This window comes from Paenibacillus sp. FSL A5-0031, from assembly GCF_001956295.1.
Lineage (GTDB): Bacteria > Bacillota > Bacilli > Paenibacillales > Paenibacillaceae > Pristimantibacillus.
In genome coordinates, this window is the sequence record NZ_MRTD01000021.1 from 116,592 (window position 1) to 133,821 (window position 17,230).

The 17,230-nt window shown below is 45.6% G+C and carries 20 protein-coding genes and 1 other annotated feature; all 20 genes read right to left on the reverse strand.

Annotation, left to right across the window (positions count from 1 at the left end; all coding sequences use genetic code 11):
- Nucleotides 1–2: 2 nt before the first annotated feature.
- Nucleotides 3–1,289, reverse strand: a complete 1,287-nt coding sequence (locus tag BK120_RS28330; protein ID WP_076270847.1) for a homoserine dehydrogenase — start codon at nt 1,287–1,289, stop codon at nt 3–5.
- Between the two features lie 24 nt (nt 1,290–1,313).
- Complete coding sequence (locus BK120_RS28335) at nt 1,314–1,751, reverse strand: ACT domain-containing protein (RefSeq protein WP_076270848.1); 438 nt, start codon at nt 1,749–1,751, stop codon at nt 1,314–1,316.
- A gap of 131 nt (nt 1,752–1,882) precedes the next feature.
- On the reverse strand, nt 1,883–3,208 hold the full coding sequence (obgE, locus tag BK120_RS28340; RefSeq protein WP_076270849.1) for a GTPase ObgE: 1,326 nt from the start codon (nt 3,206–3,208) through the stop codon (nt 1,883–1,885).
- A 13-nt stretch (nt 3,209–3,221) separates the two neighbouring features.
- Nucleotides 3,222–3,959 (reverse strand): Spo0B domain-containing protein, encoded by a 738-nt coding sequence (locus BK120_RS28345; protein WP_076270850.1) that lies wholly within the window; start codon nt 3,957–3,959, stop codon nt 3,222–3,224.
- Between the two features lie 211 nt (nt 3,960–4,170).
- A complete protein-coding gene (gene rpmA, locus BK120_RS28350) occupies nt 4,171–4,482 on the reverse strand; it encodes a 50S ribosomal protein L27 (RefSeq protein WP_076270851.1) in 312 nt (103 codons plus the stop codon).
- A gap of 88 nt (nt 4,483–4,570) precedes the next feature.
- The gene (locus BK120_RS28355) at nt 4,571–4,909 is read right to left on the reverse strand and encodes a ribosomal-processing cysteine protease Prp (RefSeq protein WP_054027239.1); all 339 of its coding nucleotides are present in this window, start codon (nt 4,907–4,909) and stop codon (nt 4,571–4,573) included.
- An 11-nt stretch (nt 4,910–4,920) separates the two neighbouring features.
- Nucleotides 4,921–5,232 (reverse strand): 50S ribosomal protein L21, encoded by a 312-nt coding sequence (rplU, locus tag BK120_RS28360; RefSeq protein ID WP_053374798.1) that lies wholly within the window; start codon nt 5,230–5,232, stop codon nt 4,921–4,923.
- Nucleotides 5,233–5,247: 15 nt separating this feature from the next.
- Nucleotides 5,248–5,337, reverse strand: a sequence feature (ribosomal protein L21 leader region).
- 101 nt (nt 5,338–5,438) lie between these two features.
- Entirely contained in the window at nt 5,439–6,668 is a 1,230-nt protein-coding gene (locus BK120_RS28365; RefSeq protein ID WP_076270852.1) for an Rne/Rng family ribonuclease, read from the reverse strand.
- A 37-nt stretch (nt 6,669–6,705) separates the two neighbouring features.
- Complete coding sequence (locus BK120_RS28370) at nt 6,706–7,587, reverse strand: M50 family metallopeptidase (protein WP_076270853.1); 882 nt, start codon at nt 7,585–7,587, stop codon at nt 6,706–6,708.
- Entirely contained in the window at nt 7,580–8,497 is a 918-nt protein-coding gene (locus BK120_RS28375) for a M23 family metallopeptidase (protein ID WP_076270854.1), read from the reverse strand. The genes BK120_RS28370 and BK120_RS28375 overlap by 8 nt, the downstream gene beginning before the upstream one ends.
- Nucleotides 8,498–8,660: 163 nt before the next feature.
- Nucleotides 8,661–9,806 carry an FtsW/RodA/SpoVE family cell cycle protein gene (locus tag BK120_RS28380; RefSeq protein ID WP_076270855.1) on the reverse strand — a complete coding sequence of 382 codons (1,146 nt, stop codon included), beginning with the start codon at nt 9,804–9,806 and terminating at the stop codon, nt 8,661–8,663.
- A gap of 7 nt (nt 9,807–9,813) precedes the next feature.
- On the reverse strand, nt 9,814–10,605 hold the full coding sequence (gene minD / locus BK120_RS28385; protein WP_054027234.1) for a septum site-determining protein MinD: 792 nt from the start codon (nt 10,603–10,605) through the stop codon (nt 9,814–9,816).
- 3 nt (nt 10,606–10,608) lie between these two features.
- Nucleotides 10,609–11,274, reverse strand: a complete 666-nt coding sequence (locus BK120_RS28390; RefSeq protein ID WP_076270856.1) for a septum site-determining protein MinC — start codon at nt 11,272–11,274, stop codon at nt 10,609–10,611.
- A gap of 65 nt (nt 11,275–11,339) precedes the next feature.
- Complete coding sequence (gene mreD, locus BK120_RS28395; RefSeq protein ID WP_076270857.1) at nt 11,340–11,864, reverse strand: rod shape-determining protein MreD; 525 nt, start codon at nt 11,862–11,864, stop codon at nt 11,340–11,342.
- A complete protein-coding gene (gene mreC / locus BK120_RS28400; protein WP_179089916.1) occupies nt 11,861–12,709 on the reverse strand; it encodes a rod shape-determining protein MreC in 849 nt (282 codons plus the stop codon). Before mreC ends, mreD begins: the two co-directional genes overlap by 4 nt.
- A gap of 73 nt (nt 12,710–12,782) precedes the next feature.
- Entirely contained in the window at nt 12,783–13,811 is a 1,029-nt protein-coding gene (locus BK120_RS28405) for a rod shape-determining protein (RefSeq protein ID WP_076270859.1), read from the reverse strand.
- 39 nt (nt 13,812–13,850) lie between these two features.
- Entirely contained in the window at nt 13,851–14,540 is a 690-nt protein-coding gene (radC, locus tag BK120_RS28410) for a RadC family protein (protein ID WP_076270860.1), read from the reverse strand.
- 90 nt (nt 14,541–14,630) lie between these two features.
- A complete protein-coding gene (locus tag BK120_RS28415) occupies nt 14,631–15,260 on the reverse strand; it encodes a Maf family protein (protein WP_076270876.1) in 630 nt (209 codons plus the stop codon).
- A 54-nt stretch (nt 15,261–15,314) separates the two neighbouring features.
- Nucleotides 15,315–15,557 (reverse strand): DUF4321 domain-containing protein, encoded by a 243-nt coding sequence (locus BK120_RS28420; RefSeq protein ID WP_076270861.1) that lies wholly within the window; start codon nt 15,555–15,557, stop codon nt 15,315–15,317.
- A 61-nt stretch (nt 15,558–15,618) separates the two neighbouring features.
- The gene (locus BK120_RS28425; RefSeq protein WP_076270862.1) at nt 15,619–17,040 is read right to left on the reverse strand and encodes an SPOR domain-containing protein; all 1,422 of its coding nucleotides are present in this window, start codon (nt 17,038–17,040) and stop codon (nt 15,619–15,621) included.
- Nucleotides 17,041–17,230 lie beyond the last annotated feature (190 nt).

The following is a 17,230-nucleotide window of genomic DNA, read 5'->3' on the forward strand; positions in this document are numbered from 1 at the left end:
ATTTATCCTTCTACGCGGTAGACGCTTTTCACTTTATGAACGACATCCAGCGAGTCAAACTTAGCAAGCACCTTCTGGATAGCTGCTTTGTTCGCGTCATGAGTGATGATGATGATCTCAGCTTCCGGATTAGACGGTGTCGGCTGCTGCAATACTGACTCCAAGCTGACTTCAAAGTCAGCGAATACTTGCGTTATGCGTGCAAGAACGCCGGCACGATCTGCCACTTTAAGCAAAATGAAATATTTAGATGAGATCTGCTCGTCAGTCTTGAGCTTCTTCTCTTTATAAGCAAGGCTTCCCTGCATGCCGTTCACACCAAGCTTCAGGTTTTTCACAACGGCTACCAAATCGGATACGATCGACGTAGCTGTCGGAAGCTCACCCGCGCCTGCGCCGTAGAACATCGTTTCACCAACAGCTTCGCCATATACATAAACCGCGTTAAACACGCCGTTTACCGATGCGATAGGATGCGATTGCTTCACCATCGTTGGTTGAACGCTGATGCTGATCAAATCATCCTGACGCTCTGCGATACCAAGCAGCTTCACTTCATAGCCAAGACGCTTCGCGTACAAAATATCTTCTTTGGATACCGATGAAATGCCTTGAACGGATACATCCTCAAGCGCTACATTGGCACGGAATCCGATTGTAGCGAGAATTGTCATTTTGCGCGCTGCATCAAGTCCTTCGACATCTGATGTCGGGTCAGACTCCGCATAACCAAGCTCCTGCGCTTCTTTAAGCACATCCAGATACGAAGCGCCTTCTTGACTCATCTTTGTCAAAATAAAATTCGTTGTGCCGTTCACAATGCCCATAATTTTATTAATGCGGTCGGAGGCGAAACCTTCGACAAGTGTACGAATAATCGGAATACCGCCGGCTACGCTTGCTTCATACAAAACATCGCAGCGGTTTTCTTTGGCTTTGGCCAATATTTCAGGACCGTGCATTGCCATTAAATCTTTATTTGCCGTTACGACATGTTTGCCGAGGGACAGCGCTTCTAGTATATATTCTTTCGTAAGCCCGATTCCACCCATAACCTCAACGATAACATCAATTTCAGGGTGGCGGATGACTTCCCAAGGATCCTCAGTTAGCTTGCTTGCATCCACTGCAATATTACGCGATTTGCTTTTGTCTTGAACGAGTACCTTTTCAATTACGATCGGCGAACCGACCTGACTTGCCAAATCATCCTGATGTCCCTCAACAATTCGAACTACACCTGTACCAACTGTACCAAGACCTAATAAACCAACTTTAACCGGCTTCATATATACCCTCCATTATCCATTCTGTTATCCTTGTCCGATGACCGAAGCTTTACGCACGCCTGGCTGACTGCGAAGCATTTCAACCAGCGATGACAGTTCTCCGGAAAGCTGCGAAATATCGACCGAAATGACGACATTAGCGAAACCTTGGAGCGGAATGGACTGATTCATCGTCAGCACATTGCCATCCTGGCTCGCCACCATGCTAAGTACGTTGGAGAGTACGCCTGAACGATGCTCCAAATCCATAGAAATGGTCGCAATACGTTCTCGTTCCAGCTCATTTAGCGCGTAGACACCATCTTTATACTTATAAAAAGCGCTTCGGCTAAGTCCAACACGTTCAACCGCCTCATGCACGGTTGCCGCATCTCCTCGGCCAAGCATCTCCTTCACTTGTATCGTCTTCATAATCGCTTCCGGTAAAATATCCTCTCGAACGACATAATAGCGTTTCGTCACTATACGTCCTCCTCAAAAAGACAATTGTTCACCTATAGTGGACATTATATCGAAATATACCGTTTGGGGCAATAGGCAAAACAAGAAAAGACGGCTTTCGCCGTCTTCATTTCTTAATATGTGCGAATGCTCTAGCCATTCGGATTATAGTCGCTGCCCTCGAAGAATTCAAATGCAAAATCGCCGATTTGAACCATATCGCCGTCTTTTGCCCCCATCTTGCGAAGCTCGGCATCGACACCCATTTTGCGCATCGTGCGTGCAAAACGCATAACCGCATCATACGAAGTCAAATTCATCCGTTTCATGTAGTTGCTAATGCCAGCACTAACAATAACGAACACTTCATCTTCCTTATGGATGGTGAAAGTGGTTTCTTCGCGCTTCTCGTACGTATAAACTTTACGTTCAGCAACATCCTTCACATCTGCGATTTCAACTTCTTCTGAAACCGTATCAAGAATATCAGCTGCTTTATATAGTAGCTCCTGTACGCCTTTTTTCGTTAGCGAGGAGATTGGCAAAATTTCATATTGACGTTCACCGCTAACTTCTGCGAGCTTTTGCTTGAACAATTCAAGCTGCTCCTCAGAATCCGGCATGTCCATTTTGTTTGCAGCAATAATTTGCGGACGATCTGCTAGCTTCTCATTATAGAGAACAAGCTCCTCGTTGATTTTCACCCAATCATCAAAAGGATCGCGTCCTTCAGACGCTGACATATCGATAACATGAACGATAACCCTCGTCCGCTCTACATGACGAAGAAACTCATGACCTAGACCAACGCCTTCATGCGCTCCCTCGATAAGTCCAGGCAAATCAGCCATTACGAAGCTGCGGCTATCGCCAACGTCTACAACACCTAGATTCGGTGTAATGGTCGTAAAGTGATAAGCGCCGATTTTCGGCTTAGCGCCAGAAACGACAGATAGCAGGGTTGATTTGCCTACGCTTGGGAAACCAACAAGGCCTACATCTGCCATTACTTTAAGCTCAAGAACAACCCAGCGCTCTTGTCCTTCTTCACCATTCTCCGAAATATAAGGAGCTGGATTGTTTTGCGTAGCAAAGCGAATGTTGCCGCGTCCGCCGCGTCCGCCTTTTGCAATAACGATTTGTTGACCGTGACGAGTCATATCCGCAATAATTTCTTGCGTATCATCATCAACGATTATTGTGCCGGGCGGAATCCGTACGATTGTATCATCAGCGCCCGCTCCGTGCATGCTTTTTACTTTTCCGCGCTCGCCGCGATCAGCCTTGAAATGCTTCTGATAGCGGAAGTCCATCAGTGTACGCAGACCCTCGTCAACTTGAAATATCAAGTCGCCGCCTCGGCCTCCGTCGCCACCTGCAGGACCGCCCTGCTCTACATACTTCTCACGGCGAAAAGAAACGATACCATCGCCTCCGTCGCCGCCTTTTACAAATATCTTCGCTTTATCGACAAACATGATGTGCCCCCGTTCATGCGCGCATTTCCGCCCTCAGCAACACCTTTGCATACGGCTGCTCGAAGTTGATCGGCTGCATTGGCGCGCCTTCCAACTGCTGTTGTATTTTTTGCTTCCATTGCTGTTCATTCATTAGTTCGCCATCATAATAGAAGGCTGCATACAGTGCATCCTCATCCAGCGATAGCTCCAGCGTAAGAACAGCAGCATTACCATAGCCAGGCTTAGCCGCAAACCGATATGCGTTAATCGTATGAATGAGCGTTTCGGCTATTTGATCGGCATCTGCCGTTATTTCGTTTAAATGAATGTCGCCTTTAATTACAATTTGTAACTCCAGCGAATTCGATATCGTACGAAACGATTGAATATAACTAATCAGTGAAGGAACTCCCAGCTTGGATATACTGCTCTCCACAGCCATCCGTTCACTTATTTTCTCCACATACTCGGCGGCTTTATCCAGCTTTTTGAGCCTAATATAGCCAAACACGACTTGCAGGTCGTTCATCCAGTCATGACGATGATGATTGAGAGTTCGTATTGCAGAGTTTTGCAACGATTGAATCGTTCGCGCAGTCCGCTCTGCGTGCTCTTTCCGTTCCGTTCGTATCCAGTAAGTCGCAACAGCTATAAGCCAAACGAGAAAGACAGCAGTTAACCACACTTGATTGGGCCAAATAAGTACAGCGGCGCATGGCAATAAAATGGTTGCCGCCGCGTAATATTTCACCGTTGTTAAGCGTCCCATCGATTAAACCTACTTTCTTCGTATTTCCCGAAAATATAACAACAAATATATTATATTTCCCCGTCAAAGCTGCTTCAGCGTCCGAGACGCCTTAGGCATTTTTGCTTGCTTATCCAGTATATCACGCAGCCGTCCTACGGTCATCAGCCATGGAATAAAAAAACCCGGCCAAGCGATGCAGGCCGGGGCTTGTTGCATATATAAGGTTGTATTAAGCTTCTACTGCTGCAGCTACCGGAGCAAGAACAGCTGGATACACGCTCACTTTTTTGCGGTCGCGTCCCCAACGTTCGAACTTCACTACGCCTTCTACTAATGCAAAAAGCGTATCGTCTTTCCCGATGCCTACGTTAGTTCCTGGGTGAATTTTTGTTCCGCGTTGACGAAACAAGATGCTTCCAGCAGATACGGTTTGACCGTCAGCACGTTTAGCGCCAAGGCGTTTCGACTGTGAGTCACGTCCGTTTCTAGTGGAACCTACACCTTTCTTCGAAGCGAAGAGCTGAAGATTCAGTTTCAACATAGTTATTCCCTCCTTCTAAAGGATTGGTGAGCAAAGCTGCACCGTAAGCATGAACTAGAGGCTTGTAAAACAAACCTGCACCGAATGCTTACGCATTAAGATGTTCATGAATAACGACATGCTTGCCGTATGATTTTGCAATAGTGTCAAGCATAACCGCCATTGATTCCAGCAGCAGCTGCATCCGGCCATCTGAAGCCTCGTCTGCAAGCGTCGGAATATCCGACGATAGCCAGCCGTTCTTCATCTTGGCAGGGAGCTCCTCTCCCGCTAGAGCTTCGATCGCGTTAACGGTACCAACCGAGATGGCTGATACACCCGCACAAACGATATCTTTGCCGGGCTTCGCATATTTAGCATGTCCTTCGACCGCAAATGATACGATACGTCTGTCAGCGGCTCTTCGTACAAAGGTAACTGTTATCATAGAAATTCCTCTTACGCTTGGATTTTCTCGATTGTTACTTTTGTGAACGGTTGACGATGACCTTGCTTACGACGATAGTTCTTTTTGGCTTTGTATTTGTAAACGATGATTTTTTGGCCTTTGCCTTGTTTCTCGACTTTGCCTGTTACTGTAGCGCCGGAAACAACCGGAGTTCCAGTTACAAGACCGTCACCTTTAGAAACCGCCAAAACACGATCAAACGTTACGCTTTCGCCTGCTTCAGAATCCAGTTTTTCGATGTAGATTACATCGCCTTCCTGAACTTTGTATTGCTTGCCGCCAGTTACGATAATTGCGAACATTGTTGGTGCACCTCCTTATTTTCGAAGACTCGCCTAATTCAGGTGGCTCACGGCATACGCCGCAAACGCTTGTTTACCCAATCGGAGCGGTACTTGTACGTCCCATTCCAATGAGGTACGAGACACACACCCAAAGATTGTACCATACTATGCAAGCTATATCAATTCATCCAATAAGAAAATTTAAACTATTTATACAACTCTGATCATTTTATGTGCGCTCCGCAGCTCTCACAGCGCTCGATCAGTTGATGAACAGCATTCTCACGAGCCTTTTTACGCGTCATTTCAATTAATCCGAGCTTTGTCCAGCCCAAAATCGTACATTTGGTTTGATCATTGCGCGCTTTCTCTACGAGTCTTTGCATAACCTGCTCGCGATGGTTGTCCTGCTCCATATCAATAAAATCAATAATAATAATGCCGCCTACATCTCGAACTCGGAGCAATCTTGCAATCTCGTCTGCTGCTTCCATATTCGTGCGGAACACCGTGTCCTCAAGGCCAGATGTCCCAATAAATCTGCCTGTGTTCACATCTATAACCGTCAGAGCTTCCGTCTCTTCCCATATGAGGTGCCCCCCGCAGGTAAGCTGAATTTTGCGTTCGAACGCTCTTGTCACCTGCTCCGTCACACGATACGTATCAAATAAAGAATTGCCTTGCCTTGATTCAAAACATTTTAACCGCTCACGAAGCTGAGGGGTCATTTCCTCCAGCAGTGCTGACGCTTCCTCAAACCTATCCGCATTGTCTATCCATATTTCATCCATATCCATCGTAAGCGTGTCTCGTACAGCCCGCCGCATGAGACCTGCTTCTCTGTGCAGCTCGCTTGGCGCACTCGCTTCCACGCTTCGTTCCGAAATGCTTTGCCAAATTTCTCTTAACCCTGCGACATCGGCATGCAAAGACAGCTCGCTTTCAGCTCCAGCCGCCGTTCGTAAAATAATGCCTTCCTCCAGCTCACGCAGCTTCTCGCCGATGGCTCGCAATCTCGAACGCTCGCTTTCGGAACTGATTTTTTTGGAAACGCCAATATAATCGGCATTTGGCATATAAACAAGAAACCGCCCAGGCAGTGAGAAATGTGTAGTGACACGGGCGCCTTTGCCTCCCAGCGGCTCCTTCATAACTTGTACGAGCAATTCCTGTCCAGGCCTGACCATATTTTGAATGAGCGGCTTTTCAGCTGGCTGTTTTTCCAAATGAGGGTGGAGCAGCTCATCAATGTACAAAAATGCATTTTTAGCTAGTCCTACATCTACGAAAGCCGCCTGCATGCCAGGCAGCACGTTCACGACACGACCTTTATACACATTGCCAACCAAACTGCTTGCTTTTGATTTTTCCATAAAAAATTCGACTAGGCGGCCATTTTCCAGTACAGCGGTTTGCAGCATTTCACCGTTAACGTGCATCAACATTTGCTTCATTCCTGAATATCACCTGCCCGTACGCTTTTCATCTATTTTAACTGAAAAGTTCCGACACTGCACGATTCGGATTATTTTCGGACAAACAGCCTTCAACAATTTTCTGCTCCGGCAGCACTCTGACTTCCTTGCTGTGCGACTCCACCATGTATATCAAATGATATCGCTCCCTTTGAAAGAGCCTTGCTACAGAGATGATTGACTGCTTGCCGCTTACGATAATAGGACTTGCAATGTGGCCGAGCCTCAGCGCCTGCAGCGTGATTCTTTCCCGGTACATCAGAAAACGATAAAACAAATACGGAACATTACGATAGTACGTCCAGTTCGTCATCACAAGAAATAGGCCGACAATGAGCAGATTGAGTTGAATCCCGTCCTTATACACTAACCATGGAAGCAAGGAGACGATGATCATCAGCACACTAAAAAACAAGCTGACTCGCGCGCTCCAAATAAGCATTTTATAATAGTTAACCGTGTAGCTTAATGCCGCCTGCAGCAGCTTTCCTCCGTCAAGCGGGTGAATAGGCAGCAGGTTGAACAAGCCGATCATTAGATTTGCTTTCCATACATACTCCGCCCATGCTAAGTCCCATATGCCAAGCTGCCCGCAGCCCCAAGCAGCTAGTCCCATCCAAACGTTTTGCAAAGGACCCGCAATCGCTACAATTGCTTCTTCTTTTGCAGGTACGCCGCCGGCTTCCTCAACCTCGACAACACCGCCAAAAGGCAGCAGCTTTACTTCCTTTATTGTCCAGCCATAACCCCGAGCTACAATAACATGGCCGATTTCATGGACAAGCACGAGTAAAAACAAGGTAATCAGCTCGGCAAAATATCCTGTCATGACCGACCCAAGCATAATGATAACGAACAACGGATGGACCGACCATAGGATTCCTTTCCATTTAATCAATCGGTATCACGCCCACGGGATCGATATACAAATCATTTTGTTTAACAGCAAAATATAGCAGGCTTGGCTGCGTACCTTCAGCTTTCAGCAGGTTGCCGATAGAATCGCCTGCCTCAACCCAGTCATTTACTTTAACATTCGTTTTCCCAAGCATCCCATATACGGTTACGCGCTGATTGACATGCTGGATAACAATAGTCGAACCTTGCGTGCTCTGATCTGATAATAGCAATACGCGCCCCGTCTCTGCTGCAACAACCTCTGCTTCAGAGCTTCCAGCAAGCTCTATACCATTAAGCATCTCCGCAAACGTTCGAACAAGCGATCCTCCTTCCAATGGGGTTACGATAGGCAGCTTTACCGTTCCATCAGCGCCTACTGCAGGTTCAGGATTGTCCTGAAAAATAGGAATAAAGGATGGAGCCCCGGCAAACGTTTCCTTATACCAAGCAGCCGCAGCTGCAAAATCAATCTCATCCGTAAGCGCTTGTTTTACGAGCGCTTGTCCCTTGAGCGTGTATTCCGTATCATATCGAAACATAGCCCATACCGCGCCAAATAACAGCAATGCTACTGCTAGCTTCCATTTCAGCTCCTTGCCGAAAGTATAATTATTTTTCCCGCCGCCTGATCCCGGATCGTTCTCATTCGATAGAACTGGCCCTTTTATAAATCTTCTATTATCAACATACCCTTTGTCCTCGTTCCAATTTGCCCATGGATTAGGATTGGTTTTCCAAACGACCTCTGGATCAAGCTCCTCCGCCTCGTCTTCATCAAAATATCCGTGCTTGTATGGCATGCGAGGGTCTGAATATATGTCCTCTTCTTGTAAAGGCACAGAGTTCCGATCCCCTGTATTTTGATTTTTATGCTGATTGCGCCGCTTCTCATTATCCTTCATTAACATCTCATTTTTCCCCCGCTTCCATCGTCCTTGGGACAGCTTGTTCCTTTATACATGGATATGTGGGGATTGAGACAAGTATGCGAGCGCAGCTGATCATAAAAAAAAGCCACCCCAAGATCGGATAACATCCGTCTCAGAAGCAGCTTTCTAGCTTGGCTAACCTTTAGTCAGCCATCTCATATTTTTCTTGATGTGCCTTAATGCTGAATACAAGTCCAATTGACAGCATATTAAGCAGAAGTGATGTGCCTCCATAACTAATAAACGGCAGCGTAATTCCCGTAATTGGCATAATTCCAATCATCATTCCGATGTTTTGGAACACCTGGAACACATACATGGACACGATGCCAATAATAATGTACGAGGCTCGCAAATCATAACACTTAAAAGCAATAATAATCATCCGATATATGAGCAAGAAATACAGAAGCAATAAGATGGCAGCGCCTTGAAAACCAAATTCCTCGCCAATAACAACAAAAATCGAGTCAGAATACGGATAAGGTACAAAACCGCCATTTTTCATATCGCCTTGCAAATAACCGTCACCGTTTAAACCGCCTGAACCGATTGCAATTTGTGCATTTTCCGATTGGTGTTTGTCATCTGCAGTTGCCGTCTCCGGATTAATGAAAGTATTAATCCTTTTATGCCAATGTCCCATTTCATTATCTTTCAAGTAATTGTAAATTTCTTGATTGAATGTGTTGAACAGAGAAACAAAAAGGACAAGACTTACAACAACGACTGTAATCCCTGTAATGACATGAGAATATTTGACATTCCCAATCCATAACATCCCTAACACGATGACTACGTATATGATCGCATTGCCGAGATCCGGCTGAATCATTACGAGCATAAACGGCAGAAAAGCAAATGCTGCAATCGGAAGCAAATCTTGGGTGAGCGTCAGCCGATCGCCTTGCCGTCGTCCCATAATATAAGCGATACCGATAATGAGTATAATTTTGACCATTTCCGCAGGCTGAAACGATAAAGCTCCAAACTGAAACCATCCTCTAGCCCCATTGATTACCGCTCCAAAGAAATAAACAAGAATCAACAATGTAACCCCTATGCCATAAAGGACATGCCAGCTCTTGAGAACGATACGATAATCAAATAAGGTGGCTGCTATAGCTACAAAAAAGCCCAAGCCGTAAAACTTCAGCTGTTTGATCTCATGACCTGCGTACTTTGGATTATTTGCAGTTGCACTATAGACAAGTACGATACTGATAATCATAAGGAAAACTAAGATTATCAAAATTCCCCAATCCAGCTTTTTTAATTTGTTAAGCAAGTCGTAATCATCCTATTCCGAGGAACTTACGGAAACGTTTGAACGCTCCCGCCTTCTCATCAAGCAGCATGAGAGGAACCATGTCGCCAAGTATGCGGCGTGCGATGTTCCGGTAGGCGATTGCGGCACGTGAAGCCGGATTCATAACTGTCGGCTCTCCGCTGTTTGCAGCAGAAATAACTTTCTCATCATCAGGTACGATTCCGATCAAATCGACTGCCAGCACTTGACAAATTTCATCGATATCCAACATTTCACCGGTTTTCATCATATTTTGACGAATCCGGTTAATGATCAGCTTACTTGGTATTTTCTCCTGCTCCAGCAGTCCGATTACACGATCGGCATCCCGTACCGCAGCGTTCTCAGGTGTAGTGATCACGATAGCTCGATCAGCACCTGCAATTGCGTTTCGAAAGCCATGCTCAATCCCTGCTGGGCAATCAATAATAACATAGTCATGCTCTTTCTTAAGCTCTAGAATCATATTTCGAACTTGTTCAGGCGTAACAGAATCTTTATCCTTCGTCTGAGCAGCAGGAAGCATGTACAGCTCTTCAAAGCGCTTGTCCTTTACGAGCGCCTGGTTCAAGCGGCAGCGGCCCTCGGCAACATCAACCAAATCATAAATGATTCGGTTCTCAAGTCCCATAACCACGTCCAGGTTACGAAGTCCAATATCTGTATCAACCATGCAAACCTTCTTACCAAGTAAAGCTAGCGCGGTACCCAGGTTCGCCGAAGTGGTCGTCTTGCCGACGCCGCCTTTCCCTGATGTTACAACAATCGCTTCTCCCATATTCTACACTCCTTTAAACATTATAGGATTATGCCGTATGCGGAATAATTGCGCTAGCTTATCAATTTGCATTCTACCTTCACTTAAGAAGGCGAACTCCATAGAGGCATCGCCGGTCATCCATTCCTCTGGCGGCCTGCTGATTACATCCGCAATGCGGAGCTGAGTTGGCCGCATGAGTGAAGTCGCTATAATCACGTCCGTCCTCCCGCCAATCCCAGCATGCGCGGTTCCGCGCAATGCACCCAGCACATATATGTCACCTGTACACATTAAAGTACCGCCCGGATTCAAATCGCCGATTAAAAGTAAATCCCCATCATGCTCATAAGTTTGGCCTGAGCGTATAATAGACGTGAGCACTTGCAGATTAGGTTGCTGTCCGAGCTGAGGATCGATCTTAGGCGCTTCAGACTCAACAGATTGAACCATTAGGTTTCCTTGTGAACGTATCACGTTTTTGATGCGATCTTTATCATCATCAGAAATCTGCCTGGATCCAAGCTTCACCTGAACGTGAACAAGGGGACCTGTGAGCAACTGCTGATGCGTCTTCTCCAGCTTGTATTGCAATTCATCTAGAAGCGTCGCAAATTCACATTTATCGTCGAGAAGGAACACGAGACCTTCTTTTACACCCTTAATAATAATATGCTGCTTATCGGTCACGTTCGTCCCTCCCCAACCTAATGGATTCTTGCTAAGCTGGGCAAAATCCTGCCTGCAGCAATATTTTATTCCTCATCCTTCTCTGCTTTGACCAATGTCTGTCCTTCAAACCATTTTCGCGCCGGTACATAACACAAGAGTGCAAACGCCAGCTGTAAAAATAAACTAGGAAGGATATGATCGATAAGAGCCCATGCATAACTTTCATTCGTAATTCGAAATGCTTTGTAAATGAAATATATGGCGCTGTCATATAGGATGCAGGCAAAACCCACAACAGAAATCGCCATCATAAGCGTTGAACGGCGATGCTCCAGCAATACGCCAGTAAAGTAACCCATTAAACCCATAATAAAAGCATTAATTCCAAGCAGATGACCAAAGTATACAATATCCTGAAGCAATCCGAAGCTTATACCAAGCATGAGTGCAAGATGCCTTCTGCTATATAGGCCTGAGAAGATGACCATTACAAATACAAAGTGAGGAATGATCCGTTGACCGAAGCCGGCTGGAATAATCCACGGCATCACTGCTCCCTCGATAACGAACAAGAGCAACATGAGCAGGATGATTCGGTTCAAGCTCATTTCTCGGCTTCCTCCATTTCAGGGACCTGAACAACGAATACCTCAGTCAGATGATCAAAACTTGCTGATAGCTTGACCGATGCTGTATATGTAAGGCCAAAGTCGCCAAGCTGCTTGTTTTCAACCGTTCCAACAACGAGTCCTCTTGGATAAATTCCGCCTAGGCCAGATGTAATAACTGTATCTTGAATATCCATTTTATCGTCTTCTGCAATTTTCGTCATAATAACTCTGGATGTTTCCTTGTTGTAGCTGCTTAAAATACCGAAGGATTCATTCTCACGCCCCATGATCGTTACGGCAATGGAATTGATAGTTAGCGATGCTTCGTTCAGCTCTGTAATAGGCGTAATCGCTGAAGTAAATGGGGTTACTGAGCTCACGATACCAATCAATCCATCGACGGTCGTAACAGCCATATTTGGTTTAATGCCATTTTTCGAGCCTAAGTTAATCGTCATTGTCCGATTGTTCGCATCATTGCTGACGGACACGACTTGCGCGATCAAATAATTATAATTGTACATCTCTTTCTGACGCTGTGTGAACGATAGTTCTGCCTTGTAACGTTCATTCTCTTTTTCTACGAAATTGTAATTAATCTTGTCACGAGAATAAGCTGCAGCTGTAAGGCGCAGTTGCTCATTTTCTTCATAAATCGTACGTAAATTACTAATATCCTCGAAGAAGCCCGCTATATAACCAGCGGGCTTGTAGAACCATTGCTGCACGTATGCTGCCGAATCCTTCAAAAATTTCTCCGGCCACGATAATTCCTTGCGGTCGCTTAGCGAAAAGCCGATGACCGCTATGAATAAAATAAACCCGATCATAAGCATAAACATACGCTTATTTCTCATTAGCTTAAACAGCTCGACCACCTGCCCATTTCATATCCGTTTCCCCATCGGACCTAACTTAGCGTCTCGAACGAGATGAGCTTCTTGCTTTAAATAAATGAATATTATCGAGCGAGCGGCCAGTACCGATCGCAACACAATCAAGCGGATTGTCGGCAACAATAACCGGCATGCCTGTCTCTCTTTGAAGCAGCTTGTCCAGATTGCGCAGCAAGGCGCCGCCGCCTGTGAGGACGATACCACGGTCCATAATGTCCGCAGACAACTCCGGCGGGCATTTCTCCAGCGTTACTTTCACCGCGTCAACAATGGCATTAACGGTATCTGCTAATGCTTCTGTAATCTCATCCGATGTAATCGCTAGTGTCTTAGGCAATCCCGATACGAGATCGCGTCCACGAATTTCAATCGTTTCCGGACGATCCAGTGGAAGTGCTGAACCAATTTCCATCTTCAGTTGCTCGGATGTACGTTCCCCGATCATGAGATTGTATTGTCTTTTAATATATTGAATAACCGCTTCATCCATCTCGTCACCAGCTACACGAATCGATCTCGCCGTAACGATTCCGCCTAATGAAATAACAGCAACCTCTGTTGTACCTCCGCCAATATCAACTACCATGCTGCCTGTCGGCTCCCATACAGGCAAATCAGCGCCAATCGCTGCTGCGAATGGTTCTTCAATCGTATAGGCCTCACGAGCTCCGGCTTGTTTAGTCGCATCCTCGACCGCGCGTTTCTCAACTGCTGTAATGCCTGACGGCACACAAACCATAACGTTTGGATGACGAGGAAATAAAGAACGCTGCTTTTGAGCTTGTCGAATAAAATATTTAATCATCGTAGCAGTCGTTTCAAAATCAGCGATAACGCCATCTTTCATCGGACGAACAGCACGAATGTTGCCGGGCGTTCTACCGATCATTTTTTTGGCTTGCTCGCCTACTGCTTCAATTGTTTTTGTATCTGTACGAAGGGCCACCACGGAAGGCTCCCTTACCACAATTCCTTTTCCTTTGACGAATACCAACGTATTCGCTGTTCCTAAATCAATACCCAAATCTTTCGAAAAACCACCAAACATGTTCTTGCTCCCTTCTAATTGCCACATCACTTTATTATATTACATATGACCTTGTTCCTTCAAACTTACGAATCTTCCGTCACCGATTACCAAATGGTCAAGAACTTCTATTCCGACTAGCTGTCCAGCTTCCGCTAGACGTCCCGTTAATGCAATGTCTTCTGGGCTCGGCGTAGGATCGCCGCTTGGGTGATTATGAACACAAATGATAGATGCGCTGTTACGTGAAATAGCTGCACGAAATACTTCTCGAGGATGTACTAGCGATGCATTAAGCGTACCGACAGATAAGGTTTCGCGGGCAATAATATGGTTTTTTGTGTTTAAAAACAAACATACGAAGTGCTCCTTCTTCAAATAGCGGAGCTCTTCCATCACATATTCCGCAGCATCCTGCGGCTTGCGCACAATAACCGTCTCACCAAGCTGACTCCGGGAAATTCTTCTTCCCAGTTCAATGCCAGCACGAAGCTGAATCGCCTTTGCCGGTCCAATTCCTCGAATGGCTGTTAATTGTTCCATGCTCATATCCATTAAATTACGCAGGCTGCCGCATTGCTTAAGCACCGCTCCTGCCAAATGTACGGCGGATTGCCGCTTCGTACCTGTGCGCAGCAGTATGGCTAACAATTCGGTATGGCTAAGTGCTTCTGCCCCATATTTCATCATGCGCTCTCTTGGACGTTCTTCATGGGGGACTTCACGCAAAATCATAGGTTGCGGCAACATGTCCCAATCCCGCCTCTTCAAAAAAATGAATTATTCATATCCTGCCACATTCAAGAAAAAAAATCCGATTGAAATCAATTAAGTTACCTTTTAAAAAACAGCAATGTCATAGGAAGCGAGCATGTCTGAGAGAAGCGATAACGGCAAGCCAACGACATTAAAATAACAGCCGTCAATTTGCTCTACAATCGTCGCTCCAAGTCCTTGTATGCCATAAGAGCCCGCCTTGTCCCTCGGCTCGCCGGTAGCAACGTACCTAGCAATTTGATCCTCGCTAAGCGGCTTCATCATTACCTTCGTTTTGCGATGGGCAACCAATGCTTCCCCGCTTGCAGAGAGAACACAAGCAACTCCTGAATACACTTCATGGGAGCGGCCTTGAAGGCGTCTAAGCATAGACTTTGCCTCTTCGTCGTCAGCAGGCTTGCCAAGCACATCTCCGTCAAGCACGACAATGGTGTCCGCACCAATAATTAAAGACGTTGGTACCTCCTGCTTTTGTTGCAGCAGGGGTATAGCTGCTTTTGCTTTGCGCAGGCTGAGCTGCTCTACAACTTCCGATGGCGACCAGCCTGCTTCAATCGTTTCATCCGTATCAGTAGACAAAATATAAACCGGCAAAGAAAGGTCCAGCGATGCGACCAGTTCCTTCCGGCGCGGTGACGAAGAGGCCAGTACTAGCTGGCTAATCGCTTCGTTGCGTAATTTTTTATATTCCATAAATTGAATGCTGCGCTCCTTCATGCTTTCCTTCATGCGTCAATGTCTGCTGCTCTACATTTTGCGGTATAACCAAATTGCAATTACGGCTCCAATTAAGCTAAACAAGCTGAATTGCAGATGAAGCGTTAGGTTGAAACTGAGCACATATAGATCGACAGCAGGTGACCATGATGTTTCGATTGGTTTCGTTAAAAAAGAGATGCCTGGAACTGGAGTCAGCCATCGCGCTACTAGAGCACCAGCCAACAATCCAAATATGATAAAAATGAGAAGAATCCAGCCGTTTTTCTTCATCTTTCAACGCCTCTCGCCATGAAATGACACCTAAGACTATTATACGCATGAACCTATTCGTTTACAATGCGCTGATCTTCTCAAACCATTCTTTTTGCGTAATGATCACTTCCATAACTTCCGCTTGTGTCTTCCACAATTGTGCTTGAGAAGGCTTTTTATCGTACTCTACCATCGTCTTTGCTGCCGCATTCATCGCTTGATTGATTTTATCCAAATATGCCTTACCTTCCGCATCTACTATACCTATTCGCAGCGTTTCCGCGTTTTCTGTCCATTTTTGATGCTCGGCTTTCCACGAATTTGCTGCAACATCGCCAAGCGGCGATAAGGTCGGCTGTTCCAGCTGGGCTAATGTTAATTCATCCAACATTTGGACGACTACTGCCGTTTGATCGAAGAAAGATTGTGCTGCTTTTTGATCGCCTTTAAACGGTATTTTTCCTGGATTTACTATATTTACTTCTTTGATATAAAGATCGATTTCCGGCATCATATTCCGAATAACCTGAGCTCCTTTTCGATCTGTACCCATGCCAGCATATACGCGATAATCAGTAGCGCTTGTCATAGCAGCACCAGCAAGCCCTTTCTCGGCCAATTGCGCCATTGCGGCATCCCTGCCCTCTGTATTGCTAAACACGCCAAATTGCAGCAAATAATAAGAACGATCCAGCCCTTTAAGTGCAGCCATCGCGGTATTCGGATCCGGTTTTGCTGCAGGGTCATTTTTATTTTCAACGCCCGCTTCCTTGCTTTCCTCACCTACACCTGTAACCGGATCTTTTCCTGTTCCTTCTTGGACAGAATCTCCAATCACGGGCACTGAATCAGGCTTATTGCCAGCTCCCCCCGGCCAAATGCTTGCCCCCGTAAACAATGACAACAATAAATAACCAAACAGCGCTCCAGTAGCAAGCGCAGCCGTCACTGACAAAAACACATTAAACCACGATGGCGCTCCCGCCTTACGTTTCATTCGTGCATAGTTCACTCTTTTTATACTGATTTCGTCTTCTACGAACTCTTCTTCATACGCTTGAATCGGCTCCTGCATATAATCCCTATCTGAATGCCTTTCCGCATATGTCTGTTGATCCTCAGGCTGCTCATAGGGATCATCCATAAAAGTTGGTTTTATCGTTTTTTTCTTCTCTTTTGGAGGATTGGGCTGAGCCTGTTTTGGAGTGGATACTGGCTTTGAATCAGCATCTCTAATAAGCTGCTCCAATGCGCCAATATCCTCTTGGAACGGACTGTTCCATGGACTCACTTCGCTGACGGAATGCTTCTCTGTAGATGGGTATAGAGGAACAACTTTCTTGGAAATCATTTTATTCGCATTGTTATTAGAGTTGTTGGGTGATGCTGCTTTATGATCTAGAGCCTCTTGTTGATTGTCATTGCTGCGGCTTTCTTCGTTAACGGACTGTCCATTGCCATTACGGTCAAAACGATAAGTAATACGGTTTTTCTGAGTCATTTCATCCACTCCTTGTCCCTTTCATCTAGTATTAATCTATGAGACATTTGAGAGATTTAGACCCATGCCCTTAGAGGGTTGTCTACCAAACCTTCAAAGGTTTTATTTAAAGAGATTTATATATCAACTTAAATAGAATAAATTTCAAACTTCAATTTAAACTCCAATTTCAAAATTAAATGATTAAATG